This window comes from Herminiimonas fonticola (assembly GCF_040395855.1).
Lineage (GTDB): Bacteria > Pseudomonadota > Gammaproteobacteria > Burkholderiales > Burkholderiaceae_D > Oxalicibacterium > Oxalicibacterium fonticola_A.
The window spans coordinates 1-16,823 of record NZ_JBEBPO010000054.1; the positions used below are offsets into that span (position 1 = coordinate 1).

The 16,823-nt window shown below is 55.5% G+C and carries 16 protein-coding genes; 8 read left to right on the top strand and 8 right to left on the bottom strand.

Annotation, left to right across the window (positions count from 1 at the left end; all coding sequences use genetic code 11):
- From gap to tkt, 3 genes are all read right to left on the bottom strand, one after another.
- A partial coding sequence (gene gap / locus ABWP27_RS08320) for a type I glyceraldehyde-3-phosphate dehydrogenase (protein WP_353155590.1) occupies nt 1-902 on the bottom strand: 902 nt, incomplete at its 3' end.
- A gap of 39 nt (nt 903-941) precedes the next feature.
- Nucleotides 942-1,484, bottom strand: coding sequence for a GNAT family N-acetyltransferase (locus tag ABWP27_RS08325; protein WP_353155591.1), 543 nt, complete (start codon nt 1,482-1,484; stop codon nt 942-944).
- The gene (gene tkt / locus ABWP27_RS08330) at nt 1,481-3,487 is read right to left on the bottom strand and encodes a transketolase (RefSeq protein ID WP_353155593.1); all 2,007 of its coding nucleotides are present in this window, start codon (nt 3,485-3,487) and stop codon (nt 1,481-1,483) included. The genes ABWP27_RS08325 and tkt overlap by 4 nt, the downstream gene beginning before the upstream one ends.
- A 230-nt stretch (nt 3,488-3,717) precedes the next feature.
- On the opposite strand from tkt, the gene ABWP27_RS08335 reads away from it, so the two are divergent.
- From ABWP27_RS08335 to ABWP27_RS08365, 7 genes are all read left to right on the top strand, one after another.
- Nucleotides 3,718-4,443: a 16S rRNA (uracil(1498)-N(3))-methyltransferase gene (locus ABWP27_RS08335; RefSeq protein ID WP_353155595.1), complete on the top strand. Its 726-nt coding sequence runs from the start codon at nt 3,718-3,720 to the stop codon at nt 4,441-4,443.
- 194 nt (nt 4,444-4,637) lie between these two features.
- A complete protein-coding gene (locus tag ABWP27_RS08340; protein WP_353155596.1) occupies nt 4,638-5,615 on the top strand; it encodes a bifunctional riboflavin kinase/FAD synthetase in 978 nt (325 codons plus the stop codon).
- 67 nt (nt 5,616-5,682) lie between these two features.
- A complete protein-coding gene (gene ileS, locus ABWP27_RS08345) occupies nt 5,683-8,574 on the top strand; it encodes an isoleucine--tRNA ligase (RefSeq protein WP_353155598.1) in 2,892 nt (963 codons plus the stop codon).
- 30 nt (nt 8,575-8,604) lie between these two features.
- The gene (gene lspA, locus ABWP27_RS08350; protein ID WP_353155599.1) at nt 8,605-9,108 is read left to right on the top strand and encodes a signal peptidase II; all 504 of its coding nucleotides are present in this window, start codon (nt 8,605-8,607) and stop codon (nt 9,106-9,108) included.
- Nucleotides 9,109-9,146: 38 nt separating this feature from the next.
- Nucleotides 9,147-10,340: a bifunctional phosphopantothenoylcysteine decarboxylase/phosphopantothenate--cysteine ligase CoaBC gene (gene coaBC, locus ABWP27_RS08355; protein WP_353155600.1), complete on the top strand. Its 1,194-nt coding sequence runs from the start codon at nt 9,147-9,149 to the stop codon at nt 10,338-10,340.
- Between the two features lie 57 nt (nt 10,341-10,397).
- Nucleotides 10,398-10,847 carry a dUTP diphosphatase gene (gene dut / locus ABWP27_RS08360; protein ID WP_353155602.1) on the top strand — a complete coding sequence of 150 codons (450 nt, stop codon included), beginning with the start codon at nt 10,398-10,400 and terminating at the stop codon, nt 10,845-10,847.
- Between the two features lie 19 nt (nt 10,848-10,866).
- On the top strand, nt 10,867-11,943 hold the full coding sequence (locus ABWP27_RS08365) for a M48 family metalloprotease (RefSeq protein WP_353155603.1): 1,077 nt from the start codon (nt 10,867-10,869) through the stop codon (nt 11,941-11,943).
- 103 nt (nt 11,944-12,046) lie between these two features.
- On the opposite strand, the gene ABWP27_RS08370 is transcribed toward ABWP27_RS08365, so the two are convergent.
- Complete coding sequence (locus ABWP27_RS08370) at nt 12,047-12,577, bottom strand: superoxide dismutase family protein (RefSeq protein WP_353155605.1); 531 nt, start codon at nt 12,575-12,577, stop codon at nt 12,047-12,049.
- Between the two features lie 39 nt (nt 12,578-12,616).
- Between ABWP27_RS08370 and ABWP27_RS08375 the strand changes: the two genes are divergently transcribed.
- Entirely contained in the window at nt 12,617-12,865 is a 249-nt protein-coding gene (locus ABWP27_RS08375; protein WP_353155607.1) for a hypothetical protein, read from the top strand.
- Nucleotides 12,866-12,867: 2 nt separating this feature from the next.
- Here the strand turns inward: ABWP27_RS08375 and ABWP27_RS08380 are convergent, their stop codons facing one another.
- The 4 genes from ABWP27_RS08380 to cysT form a co-directional block, all read right to left on the bottom strand.
- Nucleotides 12,868-13,794 carry a CysB family HTH-type transcriptional regulator gene (locus ABWP27_RS08380; RefSeq protein ID WP_353155609.1) on the bottom strand — a complete coding sequence of 309 codons (927 nt, stop codon included), beginning with the start codon at nt 13,792-13,794 and terminating at the stop codon, nt 12,868-12,870.
- Between the two features lie 79 nt (nt 13,795-13,873).
- Nucleotides 13,874-14,941 (bottom strand): sulfate/molybdate ABC transporter ATP-binding protein, encoded by a 1,068-nt coding sequence (locus tag ABWP27_RS08385; RefSeq protein ID WP_353155611.1) that lies wholly within the window; start codon nt 14,939-14,941, stop codon nt 13,874-13,876.
- Complete coding sequence (cysW, locus tag ABWP27_RS08390) at nt 14,938-15,846, bottom strand: sulfate ABC transporter permease subunit CysW (RefSeq protein WP_353155613.1); 909 nt, start codon at nt 15,844-15,846, stop codon at nt 14,938-14,940. Before cysW ends, ABWP27_RS08385 begins: the two co-directional genes overlap by 4 nt.
- 1 nt (nt 15,847) lies before the next feature.
- On the bottom strand, nt 15,848-16,717 hold the full coding sequence (cysT, locus tag ABWP27_RS08395) for a sulfate ABC transporter permease subunit CysT (protein WP_353155615.1): 870 nt from the start codon (nt 16,715-16,717) through the stop codon (nt 15,848-15,850).
- Nucleotides 16,718-16,823: the final 106 nt, after the last annotated feature.

A 16,823-nucleotide genomic window follows, 5' to 3' on the forward strand; every position in this document is an offset into this window, starting at 1 on the left:
GTCGCATCGAAGTTGCTCGAAGCCGGATTGTGGTTGAAATCAACCGAAACCAGTGGTTCGGTTTGATAGGTCAAGATACCCTTCAAGGCACCTTCTTCTGTCGCTGCCTTCATGATCGCGTTGACTTCTTCCACTGTCGTGTCACGTGCAGCGATGAAGGACAGATCGACGATGGACACGTTAATGGTTGGAACACGAATCGAATAACCATCCAGTCGGCCGTTCAGTTCCGGCAAGACCAGACCAACTGCAGCAGCAGCGCCGGTTTTGGTCGGGATCATCGATTGCGTAGCCGAACGTGCACGACGCAAGTCTTCATGCATCACGTCAGTCAGCACCTGGTCATTGGTGTATGCATGAACTGTCGTCATCAAGCCATTCACCAGACCGATCTTGTCGTTCAATGGTTGAACCAGTGGTGCCAGGCAGTTGGTGGTGCACGATGCATTCGAGATCACAGTGTCGCTGGCTTTCAGCACGCCGTGGTTGACGCCGAACACGATGGTCGCGTCCACATCCTTGCCACCTGGTGCGGAAATGATGACTTTCTTGGCGCCGCCCTTCAAGTGAGCCGATGCTTTTTCCTTGGTCGTGAAGAAGCCTGTGCATTCCAGCACGACGTCAACGTTCAACTCACCCCAGCCGATTTGCGCTGGATCGCGCTGTGCGAATACGCGAATCCTGTCGCCATTGACGATCATGTAATCGCCATCGACTTCAACCGTCCCCGGAAATTTGCCATGCGCAGTGTCGTAACGGGTCAAATGCGCATTCGATTTGGCATCGCCAAGATCATTGATCGCGACGATTTGAATGTCATTTTTTTTGCCGCCTTCGTAGTGAGCACGAAGAATGTTGCGGCCGATGCGGCCGTAGCCGTTAATTGCGACACGAATGGTCATCTTTTTCTCCAGAAAAATTCAACTTCAAGGTATAGAAAATCACTCAGTGCATGCCTGTTGCAATGCAGTCAGGTCACGCCAACCGTATCCAGCTTCCATCAAATCCAGGCCATCCCATGTGAATGGCTGCTCGATCAAAAGTTCAGCACCGAGCTGTTCGTAAAACTGTCGCGCCGCCTGATTGTCGGCAATCACCCACACCAGCAAACCACTGGCGCCCTGCTGTTGCAAGACGCCGGCAACCAGTGCCAGCAAACGACGGCCGACACCGCCACGTTGCGCAATCGGTTTCAGGTAAATCGCCGTCAGCTCTGCATTCAACTCGAATTTTTCCGGCATCAGCAACATGCCAGCCGCAAAGCCGACAATTTCATCGCCTGCTTCTGCCACGAAAATCGAAATCGTCGGCACATTTGCCAGCAGCACCTGCGACCACATCGTCGCGCTCTCTTCCGCGCGCATGCCATCCAGATACGCATCCGGCATCACGCCGCGATAGGTCGCGCGCCAGCTATCTACACGCAAGGCGGCAATCGCTGCGGCATCCGCAGCGGTCGCAGGACGGAAAGTGATTTCGGTCACGCCTGTGCGCTTTTAACGACGTTCTTGGCAGCAGCAACGACATTCTCGACCGTGAAGCCAAAATGCTTGAACAACACGCCGGCCGGTGCCGATTCGCCGAAGGTGTCGATACCGATGACAGCGCCTTCCAGGCCAACATACTTGTGCCAGAAGTCGGTCACGCCAGCTTCAATCGCCACGCGCGGTACGCCTTTGGTCAGCACGGCAGCTTTGTAAGCAGCATCCTGGCGATCGAATACATCGGTCGATGGCATCGAGACGATACGCACTGCCATACCGTGTTTGGTCAGTTCATCGGCGGATTTGACAGCCAGTTCGATTTCCGAACCGGTGGCGATCAGGATGACTTGCGCATTCGGCGCGTCGCGCAATACATAACCGCCACGTTTGATGTTGGCAATTTGTTCTGCAGTACGTTCCTGGAACGGCAGGTTCTGACGCGAGAAGATCAGCGTCGTTGGGCCGTTGTGACGCTTGACTGCCTGCTCCCATGCCACGGCCGATTCAACGGTATCGCACGGACGCCAGTTATCCAGATTCGGAATCAGGCGCAGGCTGGATACATGTTCCACCGATTGATGGGTAGGACCGTCTTCGCCGAGACCGATCGAATCGTGCGTGAACACAAAAATCGAGCGCAGCTTCATCAATGCAGCCATGCGCAAGGCATTACGGCTGTAATCGGAGAAAGTCAGGAAGGTGGCGCCGAACGGGATGTGGCCGCCATGCAGGGCAATACCGTTCATGATCGCGCTCATGCCGAATTCGCGCACACCGTAGTTGATGTGATTGCCCCATTGGTCGGCGCGCACGGCGACGCACTCTTTCCAGTTGGTCAGGTTGGAGCCGGTCAGATCGGCCGAACCGCCGAGGAATTCCGGCAACACTGGTGCCAAGGCCTGAATCGCGTTCTGGCTGGCTTTGCGTGTGGCGATGGTTTCTTTTTTCTCTACGCAAGTCGCGATATACGCGGCAACGGTTTGTTCCAGATTGGCCGGCAACTCACCGCTCATGCGGCGTTGCAATTCACTTGCCAGTTCAGGATATTGCGCGGCGTAAGCCTGCTGCAATGTGTTCCATGCGGATTCCTGCGCTGCGCCTTTGGCTTTGGCATCCCATGCCGCATACACATCGGCAGGAACTTCAAACGGCGCATATTCCCAACCGATGGCTGCGCGCGTGGCGGCAATTTCCTTGTCACCCAGTGCGGCGCCGTGCACATTGTGCGTGCCAGCCATATTCGGCGAACCTTTGCCGATCACGGTTTTGCAGCAGATCAGGGTTGGCTTGTCGGAGGCTTTTGCTTGCTTGATTGCGGCATCAACTGCATTGACGTCGTGACCATCAACAGCGCGCACCACGTTCCAGCCGTAGGCTTCAAAACGCTTCGGCGTATCGTCCTGGAACCAGCCTTCGACATGGCCATCGATCGAAATGCCGTTGTCATCGTAGAAAGCGATCAGCTTGGACAGGCGCAGCGTGCCAGCCAGCGAACAGGCTTCGTGCGAAATGCCTTCCATCAGGCAGCCATCGCCGAGGAAAACATAAGTGTGATGATCGACGACGTTGAAATTCGGACGGTTGAATTCGGCAGCGAGCAGCTTTTCAGCCAGCGCCATGCCGACCGCATTGGTAATGCCCTGACCCAAAGGACCAGTCGTGGTTTCTATACCCGGCGTGATATCGACTTCCGGATGACCAGGCGTCTTTGAATGCATTTGACGGAAGTTGCGGATTTCATCCATCGACAAGTCGTAACCGGTCAAGTGCAGCAGCGCGTAATGCAGCATCGAGCCGTGGCCGTTCGATAAAACGAAGCGATCGCGGTTGATCCATTTAGGATTGGCCGGATTGTGCGAATAGTGATTCGACCACAAAGCGACGGCAATATCTGCCATCCCCATTGGCGCGCCGGGATGTCCGGAATTGGCCTTTTGTACTGCATCCATTGCCAGCGCACGGATTGCGTTGGCCATTTTGGTAGTCGGGAGCGTGGAAGTCATGTGATTTAGAGTGATGGCGAGTCGAATAAGAATAGAATCAATGCGGAATCAAATGCAGCATCAGATACAGACGCGCATGCAGACAAAAAACACTTTGCTGCGAAGCCGCATATTTTACCAGAGTGGGGGCCCTCAGGCTAAAATCGAATGCCTGCGATTCCTTATAATGAATACTCGCAGCACCCGATACGCCGCAAGCTCCTTGCCGAATCGACAACCAACGGATCTCCATGCCTCGTTTTTATTGTCCTCAAGCGCTAGTCATAGGCGCAGTTGTCACGCTGCCCGAACATGTCGCACATCATATTCAAGTGATACGCCTGAGCGTCGGCGACACCATTACGCTGTTTAACGGTGAAGGCGGTGAATACACTGCCACCATCAGTACGGTTGAAAAGAAACGCGTCACGGCCGAAATCAAGATTTTCGAACCGCGCGAAGTTGAGCTCCCCTATGCGATCACGCTGGCGCAAGCCTTGCCGGAAGCCTCCAAGATGGACTGGATCATCGAAAAAGCAGTCGAGCTGGGCGTGCACGCGGTTCAACCGCTGGCCTCGCAACGCTGCGTGGTGCGCCTGTCGGCTGAACGCGCAACAAAAAAGATGCAGCATTGGCAAGGCATCGTCATCGCCGCCTCAGAACAAAGTGGGCGTAACAGGCTAACGACACTGGCCGAGCCGGCCGATTTCAATCAGTGGGCGACGCAACAGGATTTGCATGTGCGCATCATGCTCAGCCCGCGTGCGGAGCAGCCCCTGTCCGACTGGGCACGTCACCATCCGCCGCAATCGGTCGCACTGATGATAGGGCCGGAAGGTGGCTTTACCGACAAGGAAGAAAATCTGGCAATTGCAAACGGGGCACTGATGTTGTCCATGGGGCCACGCGTGTTGCGCACGGAGACTGCTGGCTTGTCGGCAGTTGCGGCTTTGAATGCGGTATGGGGCGCGATGTAGGTAGTAGAAGTACGCCGCATGGATCAATCGCGGCCAATAAAACTCTGTAATTTGGCCCCGGCCTGCATGCCCGGGCCAGGACAAAAGCACTTGCCAGGGCTTCAATTCACGCAATCCGCTCACTCCAACTACGGGAGAAGCCTGCGAAAGCATTTATAATTCAAGGTTTTGCGACGGTTTTACTCATTCAATCAATGAAGGTATTTCGCGGACTTCCCAATGCTGCATCGCGCGCACCATGTGCGCTGGCGATCGGCAACTTCGACGGTGTGCATCGTGGCCATCAGGCCCTGCTGGCGCGCCTGCGTGAAGTCGCGTCGAAAATGGGGCTGGAATCGGCGGTCATGACTTTCGAGCCGCATCCGCGCGAGTTCTTTGCCGCGCGTGCCGGCGATCCATCGAAGGCACCGACGCGGATCGCCAGTTTGCGCGATAAATTGCAGTCGCTGGCCAAGGCTGGCGTGGATCGCGTAATCGTCGAACATTTCAACGCACACTTCGCTTCGCTGTCACCACAGGAATTTGTTGAAAAAATCCTGGTACAGGGATTGCACGTCAAATGGCTGATTGTCGGTGAAGATTTTTGCTACGGTGCCAAACGTGCCGGCAACGTCGCCACGCTGATCGAAGCAGGCAAGCAATATGGCTTCCATGTTGAATCGCAAGCGACCGTGACCAGCAGCGGTGCCCGCATCTCATCGTCGGCAGTGCGGCAAGCCTTGCTGCAAGGCGATTTTTCCCAGGCAACGACTTTGCTTGGACGGCCTTACACGATGTCCGGCCACGTCGTACACGGCAAAAAGTTGGGACGCACGATCGGTTTTCCGACCATGAATCTGCGCGTCAGCCACAAGCATCCGTCGCTGTCCGGCATATATATAGTGCAGGTGCACGGACTGGAGCCGGAACCGCTGCCCGGCGTTGCCAGCATAGGCGTGCGCCCAACCGTGGACGACAGCGGTCGCGTACTGCTGGAAACGCATGTGTTCGACTATACGCAGGAATGCTACGGCAGATTGATACGCGTCGAATTCCTCAAAAAATTGCGCGATGAAGAAAAGTACATCGACCTGCCGACACTGACTGAAGCAATCGCACGCGATGCGGTGCAGGCACGTACTTATTTCAAACAGATAGCCGACTCGGCGACATCCGCCACTGACCGAATTTGACGATCGAACGTACTTCCTCATCACGACCGTTCGTTTGATCCAACTGAATACTTTATAAAAGCAGACCATGTCCGACAATACAAACAAGCCCGAAAACAAATCCGGCAAGCCGAACAAGCCAGACGCCAAACCAGCCAGCAAATATCCGGTCAACATGACCGATACGCCTTTCCCCATGCGCGGTGATCTCGCCAAGCGCGAGCCGCAATGGGTCAAGCAATGGCAGGACAAAAAGATTTACGAAAAAATCCGCGAAGCATCCAAAGGCCGGCCGAAATTCATTCTGCATGACGGCCCACCGTACGCAAATGGCGACATCCACATCGGTCACGCAGTCAACAAGATCCTGAAGGACATGATCATCAAGACGCGTCAGTTCGACGGCTACGACGCACCTTACGTGCCGGGCTGGGATTGCCACGGCATGCCTATCGAAATCCAGATCGAAAAACTGTATGGCAAGAGTTTGCCTACTGCGGATGTGCTGGAAAAATCGCGCGCCTACGCCACCGAACAAATCGAACGCCAAAAGAAAGACTTCATCCGCCTCGGTGTACTCGGCGAATGGGACAATCCATACAAGACTATGGACTTCGGCAACGAAGCCGATGAAATTCGCGCACTCGGCACCCTGCTGGAAAAAGGCTATGTCTATCGCGGCCTGAAACCGGTCAACTGGTGTTTCGATTGCGGCTCTGCATTGGCAGAAGCGGAAGTCGAATACCAGGACAAGCGCGATCCGGCCATCGACGTCGGCTTCCCGTTTGCCGAACCGGAAAAAGTCGCAAAGGCATTTGGCCTGGCCAAACTGCCGACTAATAAAGGTTACGCCGTCATCTGGACCACAACGCCGTGGACCATCCCTGCCAACCAGGCGCTGAACGTGCATCCGGAATTTACCTACGCGCTGGTACAAACCGAGCGCAAGGGCGAAACCGTTTTGCTGATCCTCGCTGCCGATCTGGTTGAAGCCACGCTGCAACGCTACGGCCTGGAAGGCAAAACCATCGCCACCTGCGTCGGTGAAGCGCTGGCCATGATCAAATTCAAGCATCCGTTCGCCGATGTCGATCCCGGCTACAACCGTTTGTCGCCTATCTACCCGGGCACTTACGTGACCGCCGATAGCGGCACCGGCATCGTGCACTCGGCACCGGCCTACGGTATCGAAGATTTCATCTCCTGCAAATCGCATGGCCTGAAAGACGACGAAATCGTCGCACCGGTCATGGCCGACGGCAAATACGCATCGTGGCTGCCGCTGTTTGGCGGCCTGACCATCTGGGAAGCATCCAAGCCGATCTGCGCCAAACTCGATGAAGTCGGCTCCCTGTTCAAGCTGGTCATGTTCGATCACAGCTATATGCATTGCTGGCGCCATAAAACGCCGATCATCTATCGCGCCACATCGCAATGGTTTGCCGGCATGGATGTCATGCCGAAAAACCAGGGAACGACACTGCGCGAAACTGCGCTGGCAGCGATCGAACAAACCGAATTTTTCCCGGGCTGGGGCAAGGCGCGTCTGCATGGCATGATCGCCAACCGTCCCGACTGGACGCTGTCGCGTCAGCGACAATGGGGCGTACCGATGGCCTTCTTCGTGCACAAGGAAAGCGGCGATCTGCATCCACGCACACCGGAATTGCTGGAACAGATTGCGCAACGCGTAGAGAAAAACGGCATCGAAGCATGGCTGACGCTGGATCCTAAAGAGTTGCTCGGCGACGACGCCGGCATGTACCTGAAGAACAAGGACACGCTGGACGTCTGGTTCGATTCCGGAACCACGCATCAAACTGTTCTGCGCGGTTCGCACAAGGAACAACTGGCCTTCCCTGCTGATTTGTATCTGGAAGGTTCGGATCAGCATCGCGGCTGGTTCCATTCTTCCTTGCTGACCTCGTCCATGCTGAACGGTCGCGCGCCATACAGGGCTTTGCTGACACATGGTTTCGTGGTCGATGGCGAGGGCAAGAAAATGTCCAAGTCCAAAGGCAACGTCGTGGCGCCACAAAAGGTATCCGACTCGCTGGGCGCCGATATTCTGCGCCTGTGGGTTGCCGCCACCGATTATTCCGGCGAGCTGTCGATCTCGGATGAAATCCTGAAACGCGTGACTGAAAGCTATCGCCGTATTCGCAATACCTTGCGCTTCCTGCTGTCGAATACTTCCGATTTCGACGCGAGCAAGGATCTGGTCGCAGTCGCCGACATGCTGGAAATCGACCGTTATGCGATCGCACAAATGAACGCGATGCAGAATGAAATCGTCGCACATTACCGCGCCTACGAATTCCATCCTGTCATCTCCAAGCTGCAAGGTTATTGCACCGAAGATCTGGGCGGCTTCTATCTGGATATCCTGAAAGATAGGCTGTACACCAGCGGTGTGACTTCGCACGCGCGTCGTTCGGCACAAAGCGCAATCTGGCATTTGACGCAATCGCTGCTGCGCCTGATGGCACCGGTGCTGTCGTTCACCGCAGAAGAAGCATGGGTGATTTTTGCAGGCAAGGATGCCGGCGACACGATCTTCACGCAAACCTATTACACCCTGCCGGAAGTAGCGGATGGTGCTGCCTTGCTGACCAAGTACACGCTGCTGCGCGAAGTACGCAACGACGTTACCAAGCAACTGGAAGAAGTACGCGTCGCCGGCGGCATCGGTTCATCGCTGCAGGCAGAAGTTGCACTGAAAACCAGCGGCGACAAATTCGCTGCGCTGGCAAGTCTGGACGACGATTTGAAATTTGTCCTGATCACTTCGCAAGCCAGTGTGGAAAAAGTCGCCAGCGCAGAAGAAGAATCTGTCGTCGTCACGCCATCGACAGCGCAAAAATGCGAACGCTGCTGGCACTATCGCGCCGACGTGGGGTCTCATGCCGAGCACGAAGGATTGTGTGGCCGCTGCGTCGCCAATCTGTTCGGCAAGGGCGAAGCACGTCGCTTTGCATAACGACAGACTGAACTGATAGCGAAAGTATTGATGACGACCACCCCTTCTACGAACACCGGTATCGCCCGCTGGCTGGGTATCGCTGCGATTCTGATCATTCTCGATCAGATTACCAAGATCGCCATCACCAGCACCTTCGTGTACGGTGAATCGATGCCGGTTACGCCGTTCTTCAATCTGGTGCTGGTCTATAACAAGGGCGCTGCCTTCAGCTTCCTTGCATCGGAAACCGGCTGGCAGCGGCATTTCTTCACTGTGGTTGGCATAGGCGCATCTGCCTTCATCATCTATCTGCTGAAAAAAAATCCGGGCCAGCGTTTGCTGAGCTGGGCGCTGGCATTGATACTCGGCGGTGCGATCGGCAATGTCATCGACCGTGTTCTGTACGGCCACGTCATCGACTTTCTGGATGTCTATATCGGCAACTGGCACTGGCCGGCATTCAATATTGCCGACAGCGCGATTTGCATAGGTGCAGTACTGTTTATCTACGATGAATTGCGGCGTGGCAAAAAACAGGTTTCAGGCACTTGAACTGTTAAACTAGCCCGCAACATCTTTCAGGAGCCCTCATGGATCTTGCCGGTAAAAAAATCGTACTCGGATTGACTGGCGGCGTAGCCTGCTACAAGGCAGCCGAACTGACGCGCGAGCTGACCAAGGCCGGCGCTATCGTGCAAGTCGTCATGACGAATGCTGCAACGCACTTCATCACACCGGTCACCATGCAAGCCTTGTCCGGCAATCCGGTCGTGACCGACCAGTGGGATGCGCGTGTTTCCAACAACATGCCGCACATCGATCTGACGCGCGATGCCGATGCGATCGTGATCGCACCCTGTTCCGCCGATTTCATTTTCAAGCTTGCGCATGGTGCCTGCGACGATCTGCTCTCCACCCTGTGCGTGGCACGCCCCGACACCCTGCCGCTAATGATTGCTCCGGCGATGAATGTAGAGATGTGGCAAAACCCGGCTACCAGACGCAATGTGGCGCAAGTGAAAGCCGACCGCATTACCGTGTTTGGCCCCGATGCCGGCGAACAGGCTTGCGGCGAAACCGGCATGGGCCGCATGCTGGAACCGGAACAACTGCTGGAAGAAATCATCGCCAGCTTCCAGCCGAATCTGCTGGTAGGCAAAAGCGTGATGGTAACCGCCGGCCCGACCTTCGAGCCTATCGATCCGGTACGCGGCATTACCAATCTTTCATCCGGAAAAATGGGTTATGCGATTGCACGCGCGGCACGCGAAGCCGGTGCCGACGTCACGCTGGTTTCCGGTCCGACTGCATTGGCTGCGCCTTACGGTGTGCATCGCATCAATGTGCAAACTGCCGAGCAGATGCACGATGTCGTAATGTCGCGCGTCAGTTCGCAGCACATATTCATTGCCGTGGCGGCAGTCGCCGACTGGCGCGTCAAGAATCAGAGCGCGCAGAAATTGAAAAAAGACGCGACCGGTCATGCGCCGGCACTGGAATTCGAGCAGAACACCGATATTCTGGCCGCCGTCGCCGCACTGGAGAAACCTCCGTATTGCGTAGGCTTTGCAGCAGAGTCTGAAAATCTGCAGGAGTACGGCGAAGCCAAACGCAAGAAAAAAAATATCCCTCTGCTGGTCGGCAATATCGGCCATCAAACTTTTGGGCAGGACCAGAACGAACTGGTACTGTTCGACGATCAGGGCCATACGCTGTTCCCATTGGCTGACAAGCAAAAACTGGCGCGCCAGCTGATAGGCGAAATCGCCCGCCGCCTGCAATAAGACCGCATACTTGTCGATGACAGCGTTTGCCATCCATTTCATTCCACCATCGTTCACATGAAAACAATAGACGTCAAAATTCTCGATCCGCGCATGCAGGAACAAATGCCGGCTTACGCCACATCCGGCAGCGCCGGACTCGATCTGCGTGCCTGCATCGATGCACCACTCACGATCAAGCCGGGTGAAACGCACTTGATTCCGACCGGGCTGGCGATACACATCGACAATCCGGCGTATGCTGCCGTCATCCTGCCGCGCAGCGGCATGGGTCACAAACATGGCATCGTGCTGGGGAACTTGGTGGGCCTGATCGACTCCGATTACCAGGGCCAGTTGATGGTCTCTACATGGAACCGCGGGCAAGCCGAATTTGTCCTCAATCCTATGGAACGTCTGGCGCAACTGGTCATCGTTCCGGTGCTGCAGGTCGGTTTCAATATCGTGGATGAATTTGATAGCAGCGAGCGCGGTGCCGGCGGCTTCGGCAGTACCGGCAAACACTAAATTCTCAGGAGAATGATTGATGTCAGGCCTGCTACAAGCTTTACGGTTTCCGCTCCAGCGCACTCCTTCTTTCAAGACAGTGTTGTTTCCTGTCGCCTTATTGCTGGCCGGTTGCAGCACAGTGTCGCTCGAGACTCCCACATCGCGCGTCAGCACTGCGACCAGCGAATCGTCGCAGTTGCAAACCTTGCGCGCGATTACCAACCAGCAGGATAGACTGTACCGCGTTGCCGCACCGCTGCTGGTCAGCAATGCGCCTTTATGCAAAGGCAATGCGCGCAACCTGATCGGCTTCAGCGCCAAGAACAAATATTCGTTTTCTGAAGATTATGTCAGCGCCGCGCAATCGCTGGGTTTCGACGAACGCCTGCAGGTCATGGGCGTCCTGAATAACAGCGGCGCTGCACGTGCCGGCATCAAGCGCGGCGATATCCTGATGACGGTGGAAGGCACTGCGATTCCGCAAGGCCCGAACGCCGAACGTCATGCCGCAGCCATACTCGGCCCGCTGGTCAGCAAACGTTCTTCCGTCAAGCTGGGCTTGGTCCGCAACGGCACCAATACCAGCGCCACCGTGCCCTTGACGCTGGCTTGCGGCTTCGGCATCGAACTCGGCAATGTCGACAATGTGAATGCCTACGCAGACGGCCGGCGCGTGCTGATCACGCGCGGCATGCTGAACTTCGCCAGAAACGATACCGAACTGGCCTATGTACTGGCGAAAGAACTCGCACATAACGCTCTCGGCCACCCAACCCGGCAAAGAGTGAATGCCACTGCAGGCGGCATCATCGACAATCTGATTCGTATTGCACCGGATACGAGTACGCTGGGCGGTTCCGGCGGCATACTTGCAACACCGCAGGAGCTCGATGCGGCCGCCGATACGCTGGCGCTCTATATGCTGGTACGCGCCGGTTACAACATCGATGGTGCTGCCGCTTTCTGGCAGCGACTGGCCGCGCAATATCCGGCAACCGTGCTGAACGCTTACACCGCGATTCATCCTGCTACCGCTTATCGTCTTGCCGCCATCGAAAAGACCAGTGCGGAAATCAAGAGCAAGCTGGCCGGAAAAAGATCATTGGTACCTTGAGCGATTGTCAAATAGCGAGCGCCGATTTTTCATCACAAAGCAGGCACAAAAAAATGCCGTTCAGTTTCAGACTGAACGGCATTTTTACTTCAAACCCGGAATATCAGTTTCGCGTAATCACTCCGCAAGCCACGCGCTTGCCGGCATTGCCGGTAGGCTGCGTCTTGTAATCATCCGGATCTGCATGCACGATCACGCCCTTGCCGATGATGCTGTTGGCAGCGTCCCTATCCAGCGTAATCTCGCCGTTGGCGACAACCAAAGTCAGCGAGGCTCTGCCGTTGGCGTCAGCAGTCAGATTGCCGAAATCGCCGCCATGGTGGTCGGCACTCGCCGGTGCACCATGATGTTTTCCGCCAGGATTGAAATGCCCGCCGGCACTCGTGCCATCCGGCGCACTGCAATCACCTTTTTCATGGATATGAAATCCGTGTACGCCGGGCGTCAAGCCTTCTATGCTCGCGCGTACAGTCACGCGATCACCTTTTTGCTGAAAGTGCACGAAACCGCTAGTCTTGTTTCCCTGTGTCGGTTTCAGCCTCGCTTCCGCGCTCGGACCTGAAGCGGAATAGCCGGCACAACCGGCAACAAGAACGACGGCGCCCAATAGCGCAGATGCAATAGCGGTTTTCATGTTGGTGACCTCATATTCAAATGAATGGCTGGTGAATGAATGCAACGCCAAAATCTGTTGCCATCAAACAATGACATGCGCTCAGTTCACATCGGCAAGTCTTCCGCCCCAGGGCTGAAAGTAGTGCCAGACTCCAAGTATTTTTTGCTCAAGAGTTGTGCTGCACCAAGACATGGTGCTACTGAGACATTATTTTTATGCCCAAGTTCTATCTGGGCATCTTCCACGCAAACAAAAATGCCGTTCAGCGGAACACTGAACGGCATGGAAAATGTCCATCGCTTTTGAAATCACGCCGTCGGCTTCAGTGCCTTGTCGATATCGGCACGCGTCAATTCCGGTGCAAATTGTTGAATGAAGCTGTAGGTATATTGCCGCAGATAGGCGCCACGCCGCACTGCCAGACGCGTCACATTCTGCGCAAACAGATGCGAGCCATCGATAACCGCCAAGCCGTGGCTGCCGTTATGCTGCACCGCCATCGAGGCGACGATTCCTACGCCCAGGCCCAGCGACACATACTGCTGAATCACGTCCGAATCCATCGCCGTCAGCACGATGTCCGGTGCAATATCGGCGCTTTTAAACGCGTCATCGATATGCCCGCGACCGGTAAAACCGAGGTCGTAGGTAATCAATGGATATTTCGCCAGTGCTTCCAGCGTGACCGGCGTATCCGACAGCAAGGCATGACCTTGCGGCACCACAATGGCGTGGTGCCAGCGATAGCAGGGAAAGGAAACCAGATCTTCAAACTGGCTCAAACCCTCGGTGGCAATCCCGATATCCGCCTTGCCCGACAATACCCATTCGGCAATATGTTCCGGTGAACTCTGTTGCAAGGCGATGCGTACTTTCGGGAATTCGGCACGAAATGCCTGCACGACTTCCGGCAGCATGTAACGCGCCTGCGTATGCGTGGTAGCCACCGCCAGCGTGCCGATTTCCTGTCCGGCATATTCCTGACTGGCGCGCTGCAGGTTTTCCGCTTCCAGCAACAGGCGATCGATGATTTGCAAAATACCGCGACCGGGATCGGTCAGGCCGGTCAGGCGCTTGCCGTTACGCTCGAAAATATCGACGCCCAACTCTTCCTCCAGCTCGCGTATCTGACGGCTCACCCCTGGCTGCGATGTAAACAACACGTTCGCCACCTCGGTCAGGTTATAGCCGCAGCGTGCGGTTTCGCGTATCGATCGTAATTGCTGAAAATTCATATCGCAAAACCTTTACCTAAATTGCACCGTCATCACAACATGCGGGGCGCGTATTCCTGCAGCCGCGCAGCGGTGCGTGTCAGACTGAATCGTCGACAAATACCTGCAGACGTTTGGGCCGCACTACCAGCGTTTCGCCTTCCTTCAACTTCAGCAGGCCAAAGCGTTCATTTGAAATCACTGCTTCGATCAACTCGCCGTTATCGTCGCGTTCCAGTTCCAGTTGCGCCAGCGGACCGATTGCATGCGCGCGCCGCAACTGCACCACGAGGCCTTCCGCACCAGAGGTGTAACGATCGACTTCCAGATCGTGCGGACGCACATAACCGATACCCTTGGCATCCTGCGTTTTTGCATGATCCGGCGCGTCGAAGGCAATGCCGGACGATTGCAGCACGCCTTCATGCACGCGACCGCGAAACAGATTCACGTTGCCCAGGAAACCATAGACAAATGGCGAAGCCGGATTGTTGTAGACATCCTTGGGCGCGCCGATCTGTTCGACATGGCCCTTGTTCATCAGCACGATTTGATCCGCGACTTCCAGCGCTTCTTCCTGATCGTGCGTAACGAAAATACTGGTGACATGCAATTCGTCATGCAGACGGCGCAACCAGCGGCGCAATTCCTTGCGGACTTTTGCATCCAGCGCACCGAACGGTTCATCCAGCAACAGCACGCGCGGCTCGACTGCCAGTGCGCGCGCCAGTGCAATCCGTTGACGCTGACCGCCGGACAATTGCGGCGGATAGCGATCGGCCAGCCAGTCGAGCTGCACCAGCTCCAGCAGCTTGGTGACCTTTTCCTTGATCACCTGTTCGGAAGGACGCGTCGCTGCCGGGCGCACGCGCAAACCAAAGGCGATGTTTTCAAACACCGTCATGTGCTTGAACAAGGCGTAATGCTGGAACACAAAACCGACCTGGCGCTCGCGCACATGGCGCGCCGATGCATCTTCGCCATCCAGCAGCACCTGGCCGTGATCCGGCTGTTCCAGACCCGCGATGATGCGCAACAAGGTCGTCTTGCCGCAGCCGGAAGGCCCGAGCAATGCCGTCAACTCACCGGCTGGGAATTCCAGCGATACATCGTTGAGGGCGACAAAATTGCCGAATTTCTTGTTGATGTTTTTAACTTCGATACTCATGATCCCTGCTCCTGAAACTGTTCGTGTGTGTCCCGCAAACGCCATTCAATGAATGATTTGAGCGCCAGTGTAACCAGTGCCAGCAATGCCAGCAACGAGGCGACTGCGAATGCTGCGGAAAACTGGTATTCGTTATACAGAATCTCAACCTGTAGCGGAATGGTATTCGTTTGTCCGCGTATGTGCCCGGAAACTACCGATACTGCGCCAAATTCGCCCATTGCGCGGGCATTACACAGAATCACGCCGTACAGCAAACCCCATTTGATATTCGGCAGCGTGACATGCCAGAAAGTCTTCCAGCCCGAGGCACCCAGCACCAGCGCCGCCTCTTCCTCTTCGCTACCCTGCGATTGCATCAGCGGGATCAATTCGCGCGCCACGAAGGGAAAAGTGACGAAGATGGTGGCCAGCACGATACCCGGCACCGCAAACAGGATCTTGATATTGTGTTCAATCAGCCAGCCGCCGAACCAGCCTTGCGCACCGAACAACAACACGTAAATCAAACCGGAAATCACCGGCGAAACCGAAAACGGCAAATCGATCAGCGTCAGCAAAAAACTTTTGCCACGAAAATCGAATTTGGCGATACACCATGAAGCAGCCACGCCGAATATCAGATTCAGCGGCACTGCAATTGCAGCGGTAATCAGCGTCAGCTTGATCGCAGACAGCGCATCTTCTTCAAGAATCGCCGCGATGTAGGCATCCCAGCCTTTTTTCAATGCCTCGGCAAACACTGCCATCAGCGGTACAAACAGAAACAACGCAAGAAAAAGCAGGGCCGTACCGATCAGCAGGCTGCGCACCCAGACCGGCTCCAGCGTTGCGGCTGGAACATGCGCTGCGCGCGGTGCGCTAATGGGAAATGCGTGATCGGAAGTGAGAGCGATGGCAGTCATATCAAACTTTCTCCGCCTGTCCGCGTTTGCGCGTCCAGGCCTGCAATAAATTAATCGTCAGCAGCATCAGGAACGAAGCCAGCAACATCACCACTGCAATCGCGGTAGCACCGGCGTAATCGTATTGCTCCAGCTTGGTCACAATGAACAGCGGCGTGATTTCCGACACCATCGGCATATTGCCGGCAATGAAAATGACGGAACCGTATTCACCGGTTGCACGCGCAAAGGCCAGCGCAAAACCTGTCAGCAAGGCCGGCAGCACCGTGGGAAAAATAACCTTGGTAAACGTTTGCCAATGGCTGGCGCCCAGACTGGCCGCTGCCTCTTCCAGCTCGCGCTCGGCGTCTTCCAGCACCGGCTGTATGGTGCGCACGACGAAAGGCAAGCCGATGAAAGTCAGCGCGACAATCACACCCAGCGGCGTGAAAGCGACCTTGATACCGACCATTTCCAGATAACGTCCTATCCAGCCGTTAGGCGCATACAGGGCCGTCAGCGCAATACCGGCCACTGCAGTCGGCAGGGCAAAAGGCAAATCGACCAGCGCATCGATAATTTTCTTGCCGGGAAAGGTATACCGCACCAGCACCCACGCCACGATGCCGCCAAAAAAAGCATTAAAAGTCGCCGCCAGCAGCGAAGCACCGAAGGTCAGCTTGTATGAGGCGATCACGCGATCCGATGTCACCGCCGCCACAAACGCCTCCCAGCTCATCGTGAAAGTCTTCAAAAAGACCGCCGACAACGGGATCAGCACGATCAGGCTCAGATAGAAAATGGTGAAGCCAAGCGACAAATGGAAACCGGGAAGCACCCTGAATACCTTTTGCGTCCGGACAGGAACAGCAGCGGCGATGGCAACAGACATAAGTTCTCTTATTACGAATATGACTAACAGGACGCAATAATCACACTTAGTCGTTATAAGTAGAACGAATCTTTTTGCATTTTGTTAGAAGAAAAACGTATATAGA